Source organism: Levilactobacillus wangkuiensis (genome assembly GCF_016861605.1).
Classification (GTDB): domain Bacteria; phylum Bacillota; class Bacilli; order Lactobacillales; family Lactobacillaceae; genus Levilactobacillus; species Levilactobacillus wangkuiensis.
This window is the reverse complement of the sequence record NZ_BOLM01000020.1, coordinates 1-20,543: the sequence shown is the minus strand read 5'-3', so window position 1 is coordinate 20,543 and position 20,543 is coordinate 1. Positions and strand designations below refer to the sequence as shown.

The following is a 20,543-nucleotide window of genomic DNA, read 5'->3' as shown; positions in this document are numbered from 1 at the left end:
TGGGCAGAGCACTAATAATTTTATTCAGAAATCCAAAACAAACCTAACACCCACCGAGCAAGCGGCAAACGAACGCAACCACTCGGGCTTACGGGTTGAACGTGTGTTAGCCGCAGGGCTGGTGAAAATGGGCTCAGCCGTGGGAGTTGCCTTAGCGGGTTCCCCGCTTAGGCAACTGCTATCTTTGAGACGTGCACTTCGGCTCAAAGTAAGTCCGAAGACCGCCTCTCAGGCTTCGGACGTGCGCCCACAGCGTCACGGCCCAGTTTTCACCAGCCCGGAGGCGCCAACAACGGACTAGCCCTAAGCCAAGTCGTTGCCGGTGAATTGACTGTTGTAGAGGTCGGCGTAAAAACCGTCCGCCGCCAGCAAACTGTCGTGATTCCCAGTTTCCACAATGTGCCCATGGTTCATGACCACAATGTTTTCGGCATTTTGAATCGTAGACAACCGGTGAGCAACCACGAAACTGGTCCGCCCAGCCAACAACCGTTTCATCGCGTGTTGAATCAGCATTTCCGTCCGGGTGTCGACCGAACTCGTGGCTTCATCCAAGATCAAGACGTCTGGATCAGCCACAAAGGCCCGAGCAATTGTCAACAATTGCCGTTGCCCCTGAGAAATGTTGGTGGCGGCTTCGTTCAGAATCGTGTCGTAACCGTCAGGCAGTTGCCGAATGAAGGTGTCCGCGTGCGCCGCCTTAGCAGCCGAGTAGACGTCTTCTTCGGTCGCATCTTCCCGACCGTATTTGATATTATCAAAAATCGTTCCGGTAAACAGCCAGGTATCCTGGAGCACCATCGCAAAGTGCCGGCGTAAGTCCGTCCGCCCAACGGCGTGCGTGTCTTGCCCACGGTACTTGATTTGACCAGCGTCGACGTCGTAGAAGCGTTCCAACAAATTAATGATGGTCGTCTTCCCGGCACCGGTTGGTCCAACGATGGCAACCATTTCGCCCGCTTTGACCTTCAGATTGAAGTCTTCAATCAGGGGATTGTCTGGCACGTACTTGAAAGCGACGTTATCAAATTCAATGACGTTGCCTTCACTAGCCGTCTGCGCTGGCAATTTAGCCGTGGCGGTGTCGGTCATGTCGTCTTCATCCAGCACGGAGAAAATCCGTTCGGCGGAGGCAATCGTGGCCTGAATCGTGTTGGTCAGGTTGGCCATCTGCGTGATGGGTTGGGAGAATTGGTTGGTGTATTGCAGGAAGGCCTGCACGTTCCCCAAACTAACCGTCCCATTGGCCACCTGAATCCCACCGATAACGGCGACAGCCAGGTAGTCCAGGTTCTTCACGAAGTTCATCAATGGGAAGATCAGACTGGAAACAAATTGTGCCTTCCAAGCTGATTGGTAATACTTCCGGTTGTGTTCTTCGAATTCTTCTTGGGTGGCCCCTTCACGGTTAAACGTCTTGACCACGGTATGGCCGGCGTACGTTTCTTCAACCGTGTTGTTCAGGAGTCCCAAGTTCTTCTGTTGACTAGCAAAGAAGCGTTGTGACTTGGGGGCCACGATACCGACCACCAAGATACTCAGTGGCACGGATACCAGGGCAACCAACGTCAACCAACCACTGATGGTCAACATCATGTAGAGTACCCCGAAGAACGTCAGAAAACTCGTCACCATTTGGGAAAGCGTCTGTTGCAACGTCCCACCGATGTTATCCATATCGTTGGCCATCCGGGACATTAAGTCCCCGTTGCTATGGGTATCGTAGTAACTGATTGGCAGGCGTTGCATCTTTTCCTTGAGGTCGCGCCGTAAGCGGTAAACGACCTTTTGGGAAATCCAGCTCATGATCAGTTGTTGCACGATGCCAAATAGAGCGGCACCGGCGTACATGATCCCCACGACCAACAGAATGTGGCCGATTTTACCAAAGTCAACGGGTAAGTTGTGAATCGGAATTCCGGCCTTCAGTTCGGCCGTCCCCTTCATCACACCTTTAAATAATTCCGTCGTGGCTTCACCTAAAATCTTGGGTGTCTTGATTTGCAAGACTACCGAAACGATGGCAAAGACCAAGACGACGAGGATACCGGGGATCCAGGCTTTCATGTAGCGGAACAACCGAATCGTCGTTCCCCAGAATTTTTGTGGCCGCTGTTTGGTTGCGGCACCACGTCCATTACGCATCGACGGTATCCCCCTTCCGCAGTTGTGAATCGAGAATTTCTTGGTAAGTCTCGTTACTTTCTTTCAGCTCGTCGTGGGTCCCTTGACCAACGATTTTCCCACCGTCGATAACCAAAATCAAATCGGCATCGGCAACCGTGGAGACCCGTTGGGCAACGATAACGGTTACCCCATTTTGAACCTGTTCATCCTTCCGCAAGTCCTGCCGTAACAGGGAATCCGTCTTGAAGTCCAAGGCGGAGAAGGAATCATCAAAGATGTAGACACTGGCGCGCTTCAAAATAGTCCGCGCAATTACCAGCCGTTGCCGTTGTCCACCGGAGAAGTTATCCCCGTTTTGTTCAACGACACCGTCCAAGCCACCCTCTTCTTTAATGAAGTCGCTGGCTTGGGCCACGTCTAACGCGTGCCAAATCTGGTCATCCGTCGCATCCGGCATCCCAAAGAGCATGTTGCTCCGCACGGTTCCAGAGAACAGGACAGCTTTTTGTTGCGTGATCGAAATGGCATCGTGTAAGGCTTTTTGGCTCATCGCCGTCAGCGCGGTCCCATTCAGCTTAATTTGACCACTTTCGGGATCAAACAACCGTGGGATCAGGTTGACCAGCGTGGATTTACCCGAACCAGTCCCCCCGATAATGGCCACCGTCTGGCCGGCCGTTGCCGTGAAGTTCACGTCCGTCAACGCTAATTTTTCAGCGCCGGTGTACCGGAAGTTCACGTGATCAAAGGTCAAGCTGGCTGCATCGGTGTGCAACTCAAGGGGTTGATCCGCATCGTTGATCTTACTCTTGAGGTCCATGACTTCGTTGATCCGTGCCGCAGAGGCTTGTGCCCGAGGCAGGAAAACGAAGACCATGGAAACCATCATAAAGCTAATTAAAAGTTGGGTCGCATATGTCATGAAAGCAACTAAGTTACCCACTTCCATGGCTTGGTGGCCAATTAATTGACCCCCATACCAAACGATTCCAATATTGGTTCCACTGACAATCAAAGTGATGACCGGGAACATTAAGGAAACAATCATGAAGACCTTAATCCCAGTCTTGGTGTAGTCCTGGTTGGCCCCTTCAAAACGGTCCTGTTCAAATTGGTCCTGGTTAAAGGCCCGAATGACCCGCACCCCGGTTAATCCCTCACGGAAAACTAAGTTGATGCGGTCAATCTTCTTTTGCAGGCTCTTGAACAGCGGCACCGCAAAGTACATGATCAGGCCGGTAAAAAACGCCAAGATTGGCAGCGCCACGAGGAAGACCATGGTCAGCCGGGGACTCTTGACGTACGCCAGTACACCCGCACCGACCAACATGATTGGCGCCATTAGCATCATCCGCAACATTTGGACCATGACGTTTTGAATCTGCACCACGTCGTTGGTCGTCCGGGTAATTAAGGAAGCGTTCCCCACCGTTTCAAACTCTTCGGTGGAAGAAAACGTGACTTTCTTAAATAAATCGGTCCGGATTCGTTGACCCATTCTTTGTGACTGGGTCGACGCATAGTAGACGTTCCCGGCAGCACCTAACACCCCAATGAAACTCAAGAGGAGCATTTGCCCACCAGTCCGCCAGATGTAGCCGATATCGTTGTTGGCGATCCCTTTATCGATGATGTCCGAAGTCAACGTCGGTAAGGAAAGGTCACAGGCAACTTGTATAATCATAAACCCAACAGCAAGGGCTACTGCCCACCAGTCCAAGTGTTTTCGGGCAAGTCGCATCATAGGAAATTTGGCCTTCTTTCTTCTAAGGTTACTCTATAAAACATCAAAATTGCATATGCGATAATTATACTCGCCTGAAATAGGTTTGCAATAAAGGATTCTTGCAAATTTTAACTGGCCAGAAACCACTGGCGTTCCCTGACTGACGGTGGTTAAGCTCCCCAGCAGCGCCACCTTTTACCAAGTTCCCGCTTCCCATTTCCAACCATGGAAAGGTCAGTATGGAAAATTAAGAATTTTATTGTCGCGCCACCGACATTTTTAGCGAAAATTCGTATCCGCTTTCATTCACGGTCTAGCAAACTTTTGCCCGGTCGTCGCTGCCAGGACTGCCGGGAAAAGCCCCTTCTGACAAGCGTTTGAGACTGGCAAACGCGCCAGAATTTGTTACAATGGGGTCACCGAAGGGAGAAAGATAATGGCGAGCAACTCAGATTCAATCTATAACGTCCTAACCTTTATCCATCGCCACCAAGATCGGGTGCGCTTTATCCAGCAGCGCAACAGCAACGTCATCGCGATTGGCGTGCCAGACACGGTTTCCGTGGCCAATCCAGAGCTCTACTTCCCCGTTGGCCACCTGCTGGTCAACCGGATGGACGATGACTTCTTGGCAATGAACGGCGACCTCCTCAATGATTTCTTCGAGCGGACCCGCAGTTCTAAACTAGACTATCGGGAAGTCTGGATCACGACCAGTCACATTCCGGCCGAGCAGACGTATTTGGTGGAGATGTCATTTGAATAACGCGTGAATTGAAAAACGGACGACCAGCTGGCCATCCGTTTTTGTTTTGTCTTCATTTATGGGTTTACGGGTTAAACGCGTGTAGTCCGCGCCTCCGGGCTGGTGAAAACTGGGCCGTGACGCTGTGGGCGAACGCCTGGAGTCTGAAAGGCGGTCTCCAGGCTTACTTTGAGCCGAAGGTCACGTCTCAAAGATATCAGTTGCCTAAGCGGTAAACCGCTAAGGCAACTCCCACGGCTGAGCCCATTTTCACCAGCCCTGCGGCTTACACGGGTTTAGCCCATAGCCCATAATGCCAGTCGTCATTTTCTGTTCTCGTTATAACACTGTCTGTTGATTAGTTGTGACTTAGTCAGTCTGAATGTGGCTGACACGCGTTTAGCCTGTAATGCCATTAGTCATTTTCTGTCATCGTCATAACACTGTTTGTTAATTAGTTGTGACGCTCTAATCACCTTTTACTGTGACTATCCGCAATTAAACTGAATGATTCGATATTCAGCCATCACAGGGTGAATGCACTCAGCTAATATGAGTGTAGCCGGAGGCAGTCAGAAAGTCCCACCTGTGTCGGTGCTGTTGGTCGGGAGTTTTGCCCGGCCTTACAGCACGGGACGTGGGTGAGACTTGTGTTTTTCAAGGCTCACCCACGAGGTTGAAGACCGCTCTTTGGCTTCAACCGTTCCCCACAGGTGGGCCTTCCTGAACTGCCGCAGGCGCAACGTACACACACACCAAAATACTAGCTGAATAGCGCGTGAGAGGCCCAGAGGCCGCCACCGATGACCAGGACCGCGACGATGAAGAAGCGGAACAGGGCCGCGAAGGCTACCAGGACGATGGCCCCGATAATGAACGTTCCCACGATGCCTAATAACCAGCCGGCTAGGCCAAAAACCAGTCGCAAGATGGGGAACAGTAATAACAATAGTAATAGTAAAAAGATCACGATGATCGCTCCATTCTGCCCGGGAAATCCCGGTTAAGTCGTATTCTACACGATTTTATTTGGATTCGCATGGATTTGATATTTAAACATTTATAAAGCATCCGAACGACTAGCAAACAAAAACGCCCCTACCTATTGTAGAGACGCTCACTTATCTGAAATTCGTTAGCCAATGGTAATCTGTTGCCGACCATTCTTCTTGGAGTGGTACAGGTTGGCATCGACCCGCTTGTAAAAGTCCAACGGGTTGTGGTCACCCTCGTGTAGCACGGAAACCCCAACGGAAATGGTTACCTGTAAAATTTCTTCGTTGTACGGAATTTTAAGCTCCTTGACCGCGTCAAACGCTGCCTCAGCCACCGGCCGACTCCGATTGATGTCGTACCCGGGCAAGAGAATATTAAACTCCTCGCCCCCGGTCCGATAAAGCACAATTTCCGGATTGATGGCCTTAATCGTGCTGGCCACGGTGCTGGCCACCTGCTTCAAGACTTCGTCACCGGCTAAATGCCCGTAGGTATCATTCACCCGTTTGAAATGATCGATATCAAACATGACCATTGCCAAATTTTTCTTGTGGGCGACACTTTGATGGAAGTAATAACCGATTGCGTGGTCATATGCCGCATAGTTCTGAACGTGCGTTAGTGCATCCCAATTGGCGGACTGGAACAGCCGATCCTTGATACGACGGTCCTTGTCCTGAATCCGGAAGTACCCGTACATTAATGACGCTAGCACGGCGTAATCCGCAATTTCAATCCAATACGTGCCCCATGGAAGATGGAACCGGAATTTAACAAATAACCATAACGCCATCCCGAAGCCCAACGCTACCGTGATGTAGCGGGTGTATGGTGCGCGCCAGAGGTGGGTACTTTGCTGGTAGGAAATCATATAGAAAAACACAAACAGGAACGTGTATCCCCAAGAAAGGACGGCGGTCACGTTACCATTCATTAGCATGAACCCGACCCCGGCCAACAGAATCAACCAGTTAGGTATTTTCAACTGTAGGAAGTACGCCACGAAGATTAGCAGTAGAAGTTGGAAATTGGTGAACGTCCACGACAGGTGGGTATCCCGCACTATCAGCTGTAGGGCGAAGACGGAGACCACCGCACAGGTCGTCCCCAACAGCACCTGAACCCGTTTTAAGTTATGGGGCTTACTGCTCGACTCCACCTTGGCAGTCACCCAGGTGAAGATGGACCAGTAGAGAGTGATGATTCCCAAGACAAAGAAAATACTAGTAATGATCGGCGGCACTAGCCACATAGTCCATGACATGGAATCAGTCTCCTTGTTTTTTCAATGAATTAACTGGTAAAAACCAGTCGCTGTTAGTAAATTAACTTACGCTTAAGTATAACGCAATAATTAATTCATAGCACCCACTATAGAACATTTTATATAATAAATCCATAGGGCTTTATATAAATTAATATGTCAGGGGTTGAACGATTAGCCGTTTTTGTAGTCAGCCCCTATCGACATTTTTTGTCTTTGCCCCCTATCCCATTTCGTCAAAATAAAGTATGATAGGAGCAGACACTTTGGAAGGAGGACCTGATTACCATGTACCGTTATTTTCTTCAGCCACAGCTAGATGTTTCCAACAATTCGTTGATTGGTTACGAATTATTGATCCGCCAACAGGTCGATGACAAATGGGTCCTACCCAAAGACTTCGAATCCATTCCCATCGACATTCAGGCCGACTTGATGAAGCGGACCGCGCAAAAATTGCGGCTTAAGATTGGCTCCGTTTCATTTAACGTCAATCAGCATCAATTCATCGACTGCACGATTGCTAAAGCAATCGTCGCCGCGCAACAACAGATTTATCCCGTAAATTTAGTCTTGGAAGTTACTGAAGAAGAAACCGACAAGGCCGTCACCAACGAACAACTCATCGAACAGGTCCACTTCTTCGATGATCACGGCATTCAACTGAGCCTGGACGACATCAGCACCGGGGTCAACTCGTATGACCACCTGAAGCCGGTCCTCCCCTACGCCAGTGAGATCAAATTTGCTATGCAAAACTTCCGGGCAGAGGGCCGTGCCGATGAAATTCCAGAACACTTAAAATTTTGGAAGAAGATTGCCCAAGAATACAAGCTTCGGCTCATTCTTGAAGGCGTGGAAAACGCCGAGGAAGACGAAATGGCTAACGACCTAGAATTGGACCTGCGACAAGGCTGGTACTACGGCAAGCCCCATTTATTCAAGCTATAATTTTTACGTTACAATATTATTTATTTTACAGGCGATTGAAGGCTGCTGCTGTTTAGGGCCTTTGATGGTCTTTTTATTTGGTTTTTTAACTATCAGAAGCCACTATTCCAGTGATTTCTGTGATCTGGGGTATACTCTTTTTAATGTTAGTGGCGTTTGTTTTGTTGGCTAGAAATGGCATTCTGCTCATCCTGATGAGGAGGACTTTATATGTTAAATGTTATAGTTGAGTACGCAATTTTAGTATTTTCAATTTTGATGGGGATTGCAACATTAGCAAACTTTAAGGCGTATGTCAGTGGTAATGGTTTGCTGAAAGTGTCCGGAGCTTTTAATTTACTTAGCCCATTACTTATTGCTGTATTTCTTTTTCTAGGCACTTCAACGGAAATTAAGATTGCTGTCACTTGTGCCGCTATTATTCTTATCGGTGCTGCCATTATGCATGGAATTGCGATTAATAATTTTCATTTAAAACATCACATCGTTAGAATAATTGTTTTCTGCTTAATGTTGTTTTTGGTTTGGGTATAGGGAAAAATTTTTCGCAAACTAAGAAGAACAATTTAGCTACCCATTGCCGCCCTGTATAGTTCTAGCCTCTTGTCCACGAAAGTGTGATTCAAAACGGTGTAAGCAGGAAAGTTGCCCGGCGTTTCGGTTGTCTGAAATGAGGTGCAAAAAGTGGCTCCGGTTTGACTACGTTTTCGTGGTTATCCACAGAAACCAATGCGAGGCCCAATGTACTAAAAAAGCCGCTATATCAACCCCCGTGAGGTCTAATAGCGACTAATGCAAAACTACTATTGGGTATACTGGGAATGACCCCCACTTCTTTATAAATGCCTACACACCAATGATAGCAATGGTTTTAACGCTTAGTAAATAATGGTTGGCTTACCATTTGGCTTACTTTACAAAAAAACCACCGTTTCCGGTGGCTTCATACTTGCGCGGGGCAGTGACTGTTAACTTCATCGGTTAACAGTTTTTTTATTTATCAATATAAAAATAATCTTTCGGTGCTTCAGATGGCCGGCCACGTTTCCAATGACTATTTACTGAGCCATATTTACTAGGTACAGGATCAGGACTCATAGCTACAAATCTTCGCCCAACTGAATCCATGAATATGTTGATTCGACTGTACTCTCTAGTTGGTGTAACAAGCGTACAATTTTCGTGATTAATGCCATAAACATCTATAAAATCCATATTATCACATTGCTTTCCTGTATGCCTTTAATAAAAAAGAACTGCTCCATCAAAAGCAGTTCTTCATAATATTAGACAAATTATTGTGGAACAACATTAGTCGCTTGAGGTCCTCGATCGCCTTGTTCAACATCGTAACTAACTTTTTGCCCATCGTCAAGACTCTTAAAACCGTCAGTTTGAATTGCTGAAAAGTGTACGAATACATCTTTATCATCTGAACCAGTGATAAACCCAAAGCCCTTATCAGCATTAAACCATTTTACAGTACCATTTTGCATATATATATCCTCCTAGGAATCAAACCAAAGTAACCAAATTGAATTAACATCTAAGAAAATAATAGATAGCAAAGATGAATGATACTTATAACTTCCGAACATGTCAATTTAACTAACTTTAACACTTTAATTCGATGTATGCAACCCTAAATAATTCAAGTGCACAATTCTTCATGTAGTTAAACTTGCTAACACTAACGGACAATCGCTCGCAAGCCTCGCTTCGGGTAAAACGTTTCTCAATGATGTAATCATGCAGGATAAATTGATACTGCGGATCATGGATCGCATTTAACGCGTCCTCGACCTCTTTTAACTGATAAGATAGGTCAACATAGTTAATGAGGCTAGTTTCAACGCCATTGCCGCCACTGTGACTAGGAGCCACACTTAAAACCGGGCTAGATACCTGATTAAACGTCCGAATTTCCTGTTTTAGTTTGGCATACTCTTTTAATAAATTACGTATCTTCTTAATATCTTGACGCATTGGAACCACGCTTTCTGATTCCAAATATATGTATAAGGAGAGGGAGTCGCAATTTGCGGCTCCCTTACTAACAATGAATTAAATGAATTACTAAGGACACCTATATTATAACATTTTGTTCAATTAATTTCACCTATTGTATTTTTAAATGAAATTAATTCATCAACACTTTTTATTCGCTTGTCAGCCCACGGAGTTGCTGGATCATGCTAACCACTTGGTAAGGGGTCTGTTTCATATCCACCACCCGGTTTTGATACCAGAATTGCGTTAGCAACGACACCGCAAAATCATATTGCTTATATTGGGCTAAGACAGCCGTAGTGCTAACAGCGGTCTGAATATATTCCTTAGCAGAATCTAAGTAGCCTTGAATTAAGGCATCATCTTCGGTCAAATCCAAGCGTAAGCTGGTTTTAATATCATCAACCGTCACTGCCATAAAAAAACTCCTTTCTAACTATTAGACAAAATCAATGCTACAAGCGCAAGTATAGCTGGTAGTCCTTGAGAAAAAATAATCTTTTTATTCGCTGTAAAGGCCCCGTATATAGCGGCAACCACGACAAAACCAACAAAGAGATATAAGTTCCATATTCTAAGTTCATTAGGAAATACAAGCATGGACAATAGTATTCCAACACCAATAAAACCATTATATAATCCCTGATTAGCCATACTTACTTGCACCTTTTCTTGTGATAAATACTCTTTTGGCAAATCAAAAGCATTTCTAGCAATCTTTGTTTGTGTCAAAAACATTTCTAGCACCATGATAAAAAGTGCCTCTAATGCCACTGCAAAAACTAATACGTCACTAATCATTTTCAATTTTTATCATTCCTCTATTTTTTGTTTAAGTCAATAATAGCATACAACGTCCATCATTATGTAACAGGGGTGTCCAAAATGGCTCCCCCTTATGTTCTTCTATTTACCGCTGGTTGCTGTTCCTAGTGCCACATTAACCGCGGCAGACTTATCAATCACTTCATAATCGTTTCGCACGATCACTGATAATCCTTGGCTGAATTGGTCGAACTTATCCCATTGGGCGGTTACTTGGTTGCGCCGGAAGACCGCCACCGCTTGTGACAAATCACCCGCGATCATTGGGAATGTGCCGTCAGCATTGTTGGCCAATAACTTATCACTGATCATGACGACCGGAGCCCCTAACAAGGTAAAGCCGCTTGGCGCCGTTGGATTAGGTTGCAATAGGTAACGACCCTCACTATCTTTCAAAGTATCAAGATAATTAAACCCGGATTGGTTCACTAGCCACATCTTGGTCAAGGCGGGATCTAACGTCACGTTGAAAATCTTTTTGAGATCATCAATACTGGTGGCCGTTGCTTTAGCAAAGCTACTACCCGTTAACAGTCCCATGATCTGCGTGTTGTCCGTGTTATCAACCAATTGTTGTAATTGGGTTTTAACTTCGCTGACAATATCAACTTCGGCGTCTTCCACCACTTCATTAGATAAAGCAATCTTACCCGCCCGGGTCTTCACATCAAATGGCACTTCCGTAAACATATTCGCGTCAACGTCCGCAATGTCCGCTAGTTCTTCCTTGGTGGCCAGTACGGCTGCTTGTCGACTAGTCGAGATAGGATAAGTTCCAGAACCACTAGAAACTTGCTTAACCGTCGCATATTGGGCGAGATTGTAGGTGGATTGCTTTAATTGGAAAACGGGGGTAATGAGTTCCTTGGGAATAACAGCACTGGCACCACTCGTATTCAAACCATCTCGGGTTTCACCGTGGCTTCGTACATAAGCTTCAAAGGCAGGAACACCGGTCTTGTTGTCATCTTCATTCGTGTTTGGATCAATAATTGTTTGCTTTGCCATATCATCAGGCTCCTTTTCTTGATTGATAAATTTTTCATAGCTACGGGTATCAACTTGTACATTCGTATCGTCGTAAGCAGGAACAGCCACCACTGACACATCGAACAAGCTCTTAACTTGATTAATGGTGCGCGTGATATTACCGCCATCATCTTTAGTCCATTCGTCGGTATCATCATCACTATCAAAGCCAAACGAGCAGGAATCAACGTTCCCGCTTTGAACTTCTTCATAGACATCATTAGCAAACGACGTATTCGGTAACTGGGCGATGAAATGTAGCCCCTTGTCGTCTGTTTCTAGCGTCAGCGTGCCCGCCTTGACGCTGGCTAACACTTGAGTGTAGTCGTGGTTGTTGAGCATAAGAACGTTTGATAAATCGACACCATCAAGCGCCTTGGGGGTTACAATCTCGGTAAAACCACCTAAATCTTTACTTGGTGAGTTCCACACAATGGCATAACCACTAATCGTTTTCCCCTTGCTTGTTTGGGAATCTTTAGGTTGCGGGTCTGCTGAATTTTCAGCTGGCCCGTCTTCGGGTGTTTCTGACTGCGGCGTTTGTGCTCGCAATTCGGCGTCAATCGTTAACCGTCGGTCTTGTTTCATGAATTAGTCACTCCATTCTTTTGTAAATTTAAGAAAATATCACCATCATCAGTTGGTGGCAGGCCAATCTTGGCCCGGGCTTCATTGCGGCTCATAACGCCGCCCGTAAATCCAGCCACCGCTTGGGCTTGCTGGGTCTGCGGATCAAGGCTCAATAATTTGTCCGTATTGAACGTGAAGTCATGACCAAGCTTGAACGACAGCTCGCTGGTGAAGCTATCGAAGTAATGCTGTAACGTCCCTTGTAGATACTGCACGCCACTTTGCTCTTGGTTAGAATGATCGTTTTCTACCCCTAAGCGCTCTGGTGGCAAGCCAAAGGCTTTAGCAATTTGCCGGGTCGTCCAGTCATTCGAGTTCACAAGTTTTAACACATCGGTATTTAAGGGCAGATTACTAATATCCATACCATCATCAGTGACAATCGTATTGACCGCATTTTCTCCGGTGGTCGTTTCATCAAACTGTTTTCGGACGTTTTCTTTGGCTTCTTTGCCTAAGTCCGTTTGGTGTAATTTAACAATGGTGGTGCCGTGCACGCCGGCAGTAAAAAAGCCGGTTAGCAATTTATTGCCGGCCGACTGAATCTGGCGCTCATCTTTCAAGGCATATAGTGGACTGATCCCCGATACCCCGTCTTTGGTGAAATATTTGAAATGCAAGATATTATCAGGCGCGATCTGACGACACGTTCCACTGGTTGGCGTATAAGTATAGGTCAGCTTGCCGCTCACATCGTCTTGCTCAACCACCAATTGATTGTTGGGAATCAGTTTCAGGGTGTGATTAGGTAAAATCTCCGCGAAACTATTGCCATTGAGAAGCAGATTGGCCGCCAAGGCGTATTTAAAATGGTAACCATCCATATTGCTATTCGGGTTCTGATTAATCATGGTATTAAAAATGGCCGTATCACAAACGATCGGGTTGCTGGCAATATCACTGGCGATAATATTAATGGCCGCATAAATATCGCTATTCCGTAAAACCGCCGCGCTTACAAACGTATAGGGGTCATTACTAGACAGACTAACCAAGGCGTCAGCCACTGGATCATGAGTGCCACTGGTGGTGCTTGCTTTAACAAAAATGCTCATGGGTTCACCTCCTTTTCTTCATAATTAATCAGTAGTGCCAAAACGATCAGGCTAACTCCGGCCAGCATGATGGCTGCATACCACCCTAGCCAACCGCCGACACCAACGACTAGCAGGATCAGACCCATAATCAGCAGGATTGCCGATAGGTAATTAGAACAGATCCGTTGCAGTCGCATAATATTCGTTCGCATGTTGGCTCGCCTCACTTTCTTGGTAATAGTCCATACCGGCAACATAGGCATTAATTAACGCCGCTATCGGATCAATCCGGTTGCTATTGCGTGCCTTATCCAATTGCCAACCATTATTTAACACTTTCAAGATGGCGTTATTGACCGCATAAGCGAGAATCTGATTGCCATTGTGTTTAATGTGACCCGCATACAGCTGATCACGAAAATTTCGGGTGGGAATATTCAAAGTTAACGTCCCTTGACGCACTTCAAACAGTGGATAATTTAATTTTTCAAACTTAGTAATTAACGTTTGCGCGTTATACGGGTCATAAGCGATTGCTTTCACTTTCCAGTTGTATTTCCCGACTAGTTTTTGAACAAAATCAAATAGATCGTCATAATCAATAATGCCGCTATCTAATCGGGTAATACTACACTCACCCGCCCGCTCCATTGACCGGTAATCAATCCCATCACGTTTAATCTTAGAATCCAGTCCGTACTTCGTGCCAACAAACGAATGACTATCGCAATAAAATTGACCGTTGCCAATTGGCACGAGCCAACTAACCGCGGTCAAATCATTACTTTTTGATAAATCAATGCCAATATACACATCGCGCCCCCGCAAATTGGGGAGTTCATCTAATTTACCAGCGGCCCAATCGTCCGCAGAAATATAACTATCCTCACTGGCTTGCAACCACATATTGAAGTTCTTCACCAGCACCGGAATGAGGTTATTTTGCTTAATGGCAAGATCAACATCGGCCTGAATTTTCTCCGTCATGCGTTGTTTAACGTGTGGTTCACTGAATAACGGGTTTGCCTTGATCCAATTGGCTTGATCGTAAACTTCTTCGCGGTCGTCCAGTTCCCAAATTGCCACAAAGTAGCGATCAGCTTCAATCTTTCTCTTTAAAACGTCCGTTAGCATTTCGTATTCGGCGTGCATGGGGACGTTGAGATCAAGCCCAGAAGTGGAAATCACCGCGAGCAATGAATTATCTTCTTGCGCCTGACCTGACTTTAAGACGTTGTATATTTTGCGGTCTTTGGCCGTTGCCCATTCATCTAAAATAACCGTCGTGCCAGCATAACCATCGAGTGTATTTGTGTCACTAGCAAGGGCTAAGGCTTGCGAATCGGTTTCTAAGTCGGTAATGGCTTGTTTTTGTACCTTAATGCGTTGCCGCATATACTTAGATTGCTTGCGAATTTGTCGTAGGCCACTTGATAGCATGTTATATCCCAATTTAGCCTGTTTACTGCTGTTGCTGACGAATAATACTTGTCGGTTGCGGGCGGGCTGACGTTCTCTTAAAAGGCCATTAGCGGCCATACCAGAAGCTAGAAATGTCTTCCCGCCTTTTCTAGCCATGCTAATAAACGCACGATCATAACGCCGGTTGCCAGTTGCTTTCTCCCGCCAGCCATATAACTCACTGATGATCCATTCTTGAAAGGGCTGCATGGTTAGTTGGCTACCGTCAGTCTTAGGCATTAATTCGATAAATTTAACCGCCTGTGCCGCTTCGTCTTCGTCATAGTAGAATGGGAAGCTAGTTTCTTTAGAACGGCTTAAATCGCGTTTAAATCGCTCGCACGCCCATTTAATCTTTTGACCAGCCAACACTTGGCCCGATAAAACTTGATCAACGTATTCAATCATGACAACATCGCCTCGAAAGTGTCTTCGGGTTTATCATCTTTTTGCTTGTTTAATTCCATACGCGCCCGGCTAGATAGCGACATGCCTAAATCATTAGCTAGGGACTTTAGGTCTCTCATTGCTTGCGATTGTAAGGCCACGTAAGGGTTCGGCTTACGGGCGCCAGTCTCTTGATTAGTTTGTACGAGCCCATTTTTACGAATATCGTTCTCGCAAGTCTGTACCGTTGCATAAGCGCGGCAATAACTGGCTAACATTGCTCGATCAAGTTCACTAATTGGGGTATTGGCCTTTAAATAAGGCGCTACCCGTTGCCATTCGGTCAAAGCACGGTCATGCAACCAATCAGGGGGCGTTAAATCAAGTGACGGGTAATCAAACAAGGCAGTCTCGGCGTCCTTACGCTGGTCGCGTTCTTCGTTCGTTAGATGTTTCTTTAGAGTTGATAGTTGCTTAATCTTTTGACCCATTTTCGGGCTCCTTTCGCTAAATTTATATGCAAAAAAGCCACCACAGCATGGCTGAGGTAGCTCAAATGCACATATATTCGGAATTCGTTTATTATACATAAATAGTAACACTTTCGAGGGAAAAGTACAATATATAGTATGCTGTTATTGACTGGCATACTACATATAGTTATGCTTCACCCCTTGGATTTTTATTTATGCAAATTTTGCATAAAGTAGTAGACATTTTTTGATTTCTGTCAATATTGGCAAAAATTCAAATTTTTAAAGGGAAATTTACGCACAGAAAGGAGTGTGACCGCTCTTATCGGTTCATTCATAGCCCCCCATATCATTGATATACCAAGTTTTACAATCACTTTAGAATACTCGCGGTCGAATTGTCGGCTGCCAAATCCAACTCGGCCTAGTTTTCGGCTTAGCTCCCCAAAATTGGGGGCTCAAAATTGAGCTACGAAAACAACCTATCCCGTCATCTTAACGGGTCAGCTAATGCACCAAGTTAGTATGTTTGGTCGTAACTTGCGACCTCAGATAGTACAGCGGAAAATTCCGCTCAATAACTCGGCTGAAAGATGTCCCCAATTTTGGGGAGATATTGGGTATGCTTATTTTTAAGCAGACCCCCAATAAAGATGTGCGCAATTTTGCGCAGATATTACCTAAGTTTAACTTAGCCATCCATTTTTAATTCAGCTGAAAATTTAGCTCTACTAAAAAGCGCCGCACCTTTCAGCACGACACTCATTGATTATTTAGTTTGTTGTTCTCGTACTTCTCTAGCCTGCTTAGTCTTTTGGTTATGGTGTCGGTAGCATAATGGTTGCAAGTTACTTTCATCTAGTCGTCGTGACCAATCATCACGTAACTCTATAACATGATCGACCACATCGGCTTTACGGATCACACCATCTTGATAACACTGAACGCAAATAGGGTTATTCTCTAGGAATAGACGGGATAACTTACGCCATTGAGATGACTTATAGAACTGTTGATAACGTCCTTCATGTTCGCCATACATGCGCTTGTGGTACGTTTCGGCGTTAGCTTTATGCTGGTGCTTACTACAGTAACGGACATCATAGGGCACCAACTGACGGCACCCGGCATGGTTGCATTGCTTCATAATTTTTGCCATTATAATAGATCTCCTTACGTACACAAAAAGGCCGCCTGTGAAGACGACCTCTCGTTTATTACCCGTGCTTCTGGTAGCGAACCAATGTGATCACATCGAATGAGTTAATCTCATCGTCACCGGCTACGTTGTTGACCCGATAAAGGGTGTCACCGATCTTAACCAGTTGTTGCTGATTGACCTGCTCATTATGCCGTACCACAATCATCTTCGTATCTGTCATATTATCTCCAGTTAGAGTAATCTGCTGGTTAATGGTCTGGCTATACTCACCGAACCATAGTGAGAATTGCGGTACAAATTGCGAAACGAAAGCACCTGTATTCGGGTTCATCTCACCATTACCATATACCCCGAATTCGCAGCGGTGCTTCATACGCGATACATCATAGGTCTTCATCGTCATCACCAACCTTGTAAACCAATGCTTCGCAATAAATCATTTTCGAATCGCTCACCTTAATAAAATCAAATTCTACATCTAACAGTTCGTCATCAATATCTTGTGCTTTGTCGACTTCCGAAACTTGCGCAAATAACTCCTCCATATTGTCAGCATGTACCATCTTAATTTTCATTATTTTATACCCCTTTTATTCTCTAAAATATTTCTTCTTAACTACATCAACAACATGGTGATTTGCCAACAGGTCATAGTAATAGTAGTTATATGTTTCCTTGCTCATAATCATTACTAGTGAAGACTGGCCGGGATAATACCAATCTACTTTGCTATCAAAGATAACGCCCACTAAATCAAGCGGCAAGACTTGCTCCGCTATTTTGCTATGAACGCTATCGGCCGGCCCATAATCATGAGCAATTGCAACAATTCGTGTAGTTCCACTTACCTTTTGTAATTCGGCATGATCTAACCATTCCCCAAGGTAAGGTGGTGTATCATACTTATTGCCCGCATTGTATGAACGATCACCTGCTAGTAGTTTTTCAAGACTATGTGGGCGTTCATACACGGCACATTTGTCAAACTTAAATACGTCTTCAAATTTTTTGAGGTTTTCTGAACTGCTATATTTTGAATTTCTCAATAACTGCATTTCTTGCCATTTCATACGTGTTTCCTCCTAGAACTGGAAATGTTTTTTTTAACGTGGCACACGTGGCCCGGTGGCCCAATCATTGATATAACAGTGTTTCAAAGTGTCCTGACGTGGCCCGTTTAGTGGCACAACGTGGCACGCTTACTTTTGGGTGACGTTGTTCTAAACTTTATCTATAATTCTCTAACATATCCGTGTGGTTGCTTGCCGTTAGTTCTAATTCGTTGACTTTTCCAACCGTCCATATTGTCCATTAACAGCTTGATTCGCTTAGCTTCCGAGTTTGTTCGCCCGGTTAAATAACGATCAACTGTTTTATGAAAGACAACTTCCATAATTTCCCGAGTTGTTGTTTGATTGAGTAGTTTCCGTTCATTACTAACTTGATCTTGTAGCCACTTAGATTGATGGCCGTAGTCACTGACATAGCTTTGTTTTAAGCCGGCACTCATGTTTTCCCAATCTGCGGGAACTTCCATTGCTAAAAAATCTTCGATAGCATCTCGCATAGGGTCGACAGCTTCCGCAGCCATCTGATACGCCTTAGCCTCTTTCACGGTGGCCTGATCCAGATATAGCAGTTCACCATTCCTAAACCAGTACGCGGCCTCCGCCAATACTTGAAGCATGTAATTCTCGTCCGGGTGCCATACATCTAGCTTAGCCTTGTTGACCCCACATTTAATTGGATAGAAGCGCCGTTCACCGGTCGCGTCCTTTAAATAGTCGGTTTGGTTAGTCGTACCAATAAATACGCATTTACGCGGGTGTGGCAACGCATAGCGGCCGTAACTATTCCGATATGTGTCGGATTGTGCACTAATAAAATTTTTAATTCCCTCAACGTCCGTTTTTTTCATGGCGGAAAGCTCGGCAACTTCAATAATCCAACTACCTTGTAACTGTTGATAATCGTCTTTCTGCTTCCCCATTCCTTTCAACGAATCATTGAATTTATCTGGGTATAGATTCTTACCAGCCGTACTCTTGCCAAGTCCTTGGCTTCCCTCTAAGATAGGGACAATTTCAAACTTAACTCCGGGAACATAGGCCCGGGCAATAAGACCAGTTAGCCATTTCTTAGTGATGGTGCGGGTGTAGTGATTATCTTCGGCACCTAAGTAATCAATGAAATAACGTTCAGCACGTGGCTGGCCGTCCCATTCTACCGCTTCAATACGAGCCTTAACCGGATTGATTGTCTTGCGGCGTGCTTCTGTAACCACCGCGTCGGTAATGTTTTCCTTGCTGAATAACAAGTTGTAATGATCTTCAATATAACTTCTCAATAACGTGTCATCACTATCATTCCAAAAACCTTTGTTGAACAGTGAATTGTCTGCTTGTGGTGTTTTGACAATTTGTTCCGAGAACTCGTCAAAGACAACTAGTCCTTTCAACATTTCGTCATGTTCCATAATTAAACGGATATTGTAAAGAGACTGTGTTTTGATCCCATCGTCCGAATTTTTTTTGAAATCATTCTGCCAATCAGCGTCACGTTGCATTTTGATAACATTATTGGCCGCTTCTCGGGTCTCTGCTGGTAAATCCATTGCTTTGCCCATTAATGAACCCCCTTACTCTCTCGTTTTAAAATGGATTGAAAAATCACATTTATCTCTCTACTTGGTAGCGATGGATCTACAAAAGAATCATTTATCACCGATAGCATGTTATAAACGGTTTTTGGATCAGCACCAACGCTAAACATTCGGCCAGCCATTTTAGTAAGCCAAACGTTCCTATCACCCGTATTGGCCCCTTGCACCATCTCATCAAGCAAACGCCCAGTATATTTCTTTAACCGTGTTGTATAGGCGTGTTCTGGCGCACCGTTCAAACCATTGGTGCTTAATTCATCAACTAGCCAATTAGGTGCCGGTTTAATATCAGCCAGTGTTCGACCAGATAAGGGTGCATAAGCCATGCCACCAATCTCACTTGGCGCAATTACAGTAAAGTCAGTTAGCAGATCAATGCCGGGCCAATTATCGACCTTGCGCACCTTGTCTCCGGTATACTTAAAGAAGTAGTGGAGACCACCGCCGGCTGTCTTTTCAATGTACGTATCTGGTGAAAGTGACTTGCCTTGGCGCTGTAATTTCATCAGGCTATCTTTTCCATTCTTAGTAGAATCATGAATATCAACATCAACCACCAATAAATGGGACGTGTCTAATCGCAATCCTAAGTTGTAATACGGGTTGCTTTGAAACCAGTCTACAATGGTGTTCTGGTCTCTAGTGGCTTCTAAATATCCGTGATGGCCCTTAGGTGGTGTCTTAGTGTTGGCTGATAAAGGATAAATTTCATACCCGCTTTCAACTAAATCAAGTGCCGCATATAACGAAGAAAATTCTTCCATCACGTCACCACCTATTCTCCAGGGCAAATAGCGTTTGACACAGCAAACATGGTTTTAGAAATGTTTAATAGGTTATCTTCCAAGTTATCTGCTAGATGACTCTCAAAATAATATTTCCCCCAAGCCTTATCATCTCTCGTAAGTGCGATAATCATACTTAGACTGTCAACACTAACTTTCATTGACTCCCACGCTTTTGCTAACGTTTCAGATTGCTGCCCGATTTAAAATTGAAGTGCAACACCCCTTAAGACATTAAGGGTAAACAAATAGGCCATGGAGACCTATACTTTT

Annotated in this window: 22 protein-coding genes; 3 read left to right on the top strand and 19 right to left on the bottom strand. The window is 45.1% G+C overall.

Features of this window, described 5'->3' with window-relative positions; translation table 11 throughout:
• Positions 1–303: 303 nt before the first annotated feature.
• Together JUF13_RS11825 and JUF13_RS11820 are read right to left on the bottom strand one after the other, a co-directional pair.
• Positions 304–2,145: an ABC transporter ATP-binding protein gene (locus tag JUF13_RS11825; protein WP_203639842.1), complete on the bottom strand. Its 1,842-nt coding sequence runs from the start codon at positions 2,143–2,145 to the stop codon at positions 304–306.
• The gene (locus tag JUF13_RS11820; protein ID WP_203639841.1) at positions 2,138–3,871 is read right to left on the bottom strand and encodes an ABC transporter ATP-binding protein; all 1,734 of its coding nucleotides are present in this window, start codon (positions 3,869–3,871) and stop codon (positions 2,138–2,140) included. The genes JUF13_RS11825 and JUF13_RS11820 overlap by 8 nt, the downstream gene beginning before the upstream one ends.
• A gap of 418 nt (positions 3,872–4,289) precedes the next feature.
• On the opposite strand from JUF13_RS11820, the gene JUF13_RS11815 reads away from it, so the two are divergent.
• On the top strand, positions 4,290–4,619 hold the full coding sequence (locus JUF13_RS11815; protein ID WP_125766197.1) for a hypothetical protein: 330 nt from the start codon (positions 4,290–4,292) through the stop codon (positions 4,617–4,619).
• Positions 4,620–5,361: 742 nt separating this feature from the next.
• Here JUF13_RS11815 and JUF13_RS11810 read toward each other — a convergent pair.
• Entirely contained in the window at positions 5,362–5,568 is a 207-nt protein-coding gene (locus JUF13_RS11810; RefSeq protein ID WP_125766198.1) for a hypothetical protein, read from the bottom strand.
• 165 nt (positions 5,569–5,733) lie between these two features.
• A complete protein-coding gene (locus JUF13_RS11805; RefSeq protein ID WP_203639840.1) occupies positions 5,734–6,858 on the bottom strand; it encodes a GGDEF domain-containing protein in 1,125 nt (374 codons plus the stop codon).
• Between the two features lie 288 nt (positions 6,859–7,146).
• Here JUF13_RS11805 and JUF13_RS11800 point away from each other — a divergent pair, with 288 nt between their 5' ends.
• Together JUF13_RS11800 and JUF13_RS11795 are read left to right on the top strand one after the other, a co-directional pair.
• Positions 7,147–7,809: an EAL domain-containing protein gene (locus JUF13_RS11800; RefSeq protein WP_203639839.1), complete on the top strand. Its 663-nt coding sequence runs from the start codon at positions 7,147–7,149 to the stop codon at positions 7,807–7,809.
• A 210-nt stretch (positions 7,810–8,019) separates the two neighbouring features.
• Complete coding sequence (locus tag JUF13_RS11795) at positions 8,020–8,343, top strand: hypothetical protein (protein WP_203639838.1); 324 nt, start codon at positions 8,020–8,022, stop codon at positions 8,341–8,343.
• Positions 8,344–9,104: 761 nt separating this feature from the next.
• Here the strand turns inward: JUF13_RS11795 and JUF13_RS11790 are convergent.
• The 15 genes from JUF13_RS11790 to JUF13_RS11720 all read right to left on the bottom strand — a co-directional run bounded on the left by JUF13_RS11790 (position 9,105) and on the right by JUF13_RS11720 (position 20,249).
• On the bottom strand, positions 9,105–9,305 hold the full coding sequence (locus JUF13_RS11790; RefSeq protein ID WP_042522391.1) for a cold-shock protein: 201 nt from the start codon (positions 9,303–9,305) through the stop codon (positions 9,105–9,107).
• Positions 9,306–9,423: 118 nt separating this feature from the next.
• Positions 9,424–9,795 carry a hypothetical protein gene (locus JUF13_RS11785; protein WP_180932585.1) on the bottom strand — a complete coding sequence of 124 codons (372 nt, stop codon included), beginning with the start codon at positions 9,793–9,795 and terminating at the stop codon, positions 9,424–9,426.
• A gap of 172 nt (positions 9,796–9,967) precedes the next feature.
• Positions 9,968–10,237 (bottom strand): head-tail connector protein, encoded by a 270-nt coding sequence (locus JUF13_RS11780; protein ID WP_203639837.1) that lies wholly within the window; start codon positions 10,235–10,237, stop codon positions 9,968–9,970.
• Between the two features lie 14 nt (positions 10,238–10,251).
• Positions 10,252–10,626 (bottom strand): DUF1304 domain-containing protein, encoded by a 375-nt coding sequence (locus JUF13_RS11775; protein ID WP_203639836.1) that lies wholly within the window; start codon positions 10,624–10,626, stop codon positions 10,252–10,254.
• A gap of 99 nt (positions 10,627–10,725) precedes the next feature.
• Positions 10,726–12,261 carry a phage major capsid protein gene (locus tag JUF13_RS11770; protein ID WP_203639835.1) on the bottom strand — a complete coding sequence of 512 codons (1,536 nt, stop codon included), beginning with the start codon at positions 12,259–12,261 and terminating at the stop codon, positions 10,726–10,728.
• Positions 12,258–13,358, bottom strand: coding sequence for a phage portal protein (locus JUF13_RS11765; protein WP_203639834.1), 1,101 nt, complete (start codon positions 13,356–13,358; stop codon positions 12,258–12,260). The genes JUF13_RS11770 and JUF13_RS11765 overlap by 4 nt, the downstream gene beginning before the upstream one ends.
• Complete coding sequence (locus tag JUF13_RS11760) at positions 13,355–13,552, bottom strand: hypothetical protein (RefSeq protein WP_060463192.1); 198 nt, start codon at positions 13,550–13,552, stop codon at positions 13,355–13,357. The genes JUF13_RS11765 and JUF13_RS11760 overlap by 4 nt, the downstream gene beginning before the upstream one ends.
• Positions 13,512–15,209, bottom strand: a complete 1,698-nt coding sequence (locus JUF13_RS11755) for a terminase large subunit (RefSeq protein ID WP_203639832.1) — start codon at positions 15,207–15,209, stop codon at positions 13,512–13,514. The genes JUF13_RS11760 and JUF13_RS11755 overlap by 41 nt, the downstream gene beginning before the upstream one ends.
• Positions 15,206–15,679: a phage terminase small subunit P27 family gene (locus JUF13_RS11750; protein ID WP_182150549.1), complete on the bottom strand. Its 474-nt coding sequence runs from the start codon at positions 15,677–15,679 to the stop codon at positions 15,206–15,208. Before JUF13_RS11750 ends, JUF13_RS11755 begins: the two co-directional genes overlap by 4 nt.
• Positions 15,680–16,430: 751 nt before the next feature.
• Positions 16,431–16,820 carry an HNH endonuclease signature motif containing protein gene (locus JUF13_RS11745; protein ID WP_203639831.1) on the bottom strand — a complete coding sequence of 130 codons (390 nt, stop codon included), beginning with the start codon at positions 16,818–16,820 and terminating at the stop codon, positions 16,431–16,433.
• Between the two features lie 58 nt (positions 16,821–16,878).
• Positions 16,879–17,196 (bottom strand): phage head closure protein, encoded by a 318-nt coding sequence (locus JUF13_RS11740; protein ID WP_268890203.1) that lies wholly within the window; start codon positions 17,194–17,196, stop codon positions 16,879–16,881.
• Between the two features lie 10 nt (positions 17,197–17,206).
• Positions 17,207–17,398, bottom strand: coding sequence for a hypothetical protein (locus JUF13_RS11735; protein WP_203639829.1), 192 nt, complete (start codon positions 17,396–17,398; stop codon positions 17,207–17,209).
• A gap of 15 nt (positions 17,399–17,413) precedes the next feature.
• The gene (locus tag JUF13_RS11730; protein WP_203639828.1) at positions 17,414–17,893 is read right to left on the bottom strand and encodes a hypothetical protein; all 480 of its coding nucleotides are present in this window, start codon (positions 17,891–17,893) and stop codon (positions 17,414–17,416) included.
• A 161-nt stretch (positions 17,894–18,054) separates the two neighbouring features.
• Entirely contained in the window at positions 18,055–19,449 is a 1,395-nt protein-coding gene (locus tag JUF13_RS11725) for a virulence-associated E family protein (protein WP_203639827.1), read from the bottom strand.
• Complete coding sequence (locus JUF13_RS11720; RefSeq protein WP_203639826.1) at positions 19,449–20,249, bottom strand: bifunctional DNA primase/polymerase; 801 nt, start codon at positions 20,247–20,249, stop codon at positions 19,449–19,451. The genes JUF13_RS11725 and JUF13_RS11720 overlap by 1 nt, the downstream gene beginning before the upstream one ends.
• Positions 20,250–20,543 lie beyond the last annotated feature (294 nt).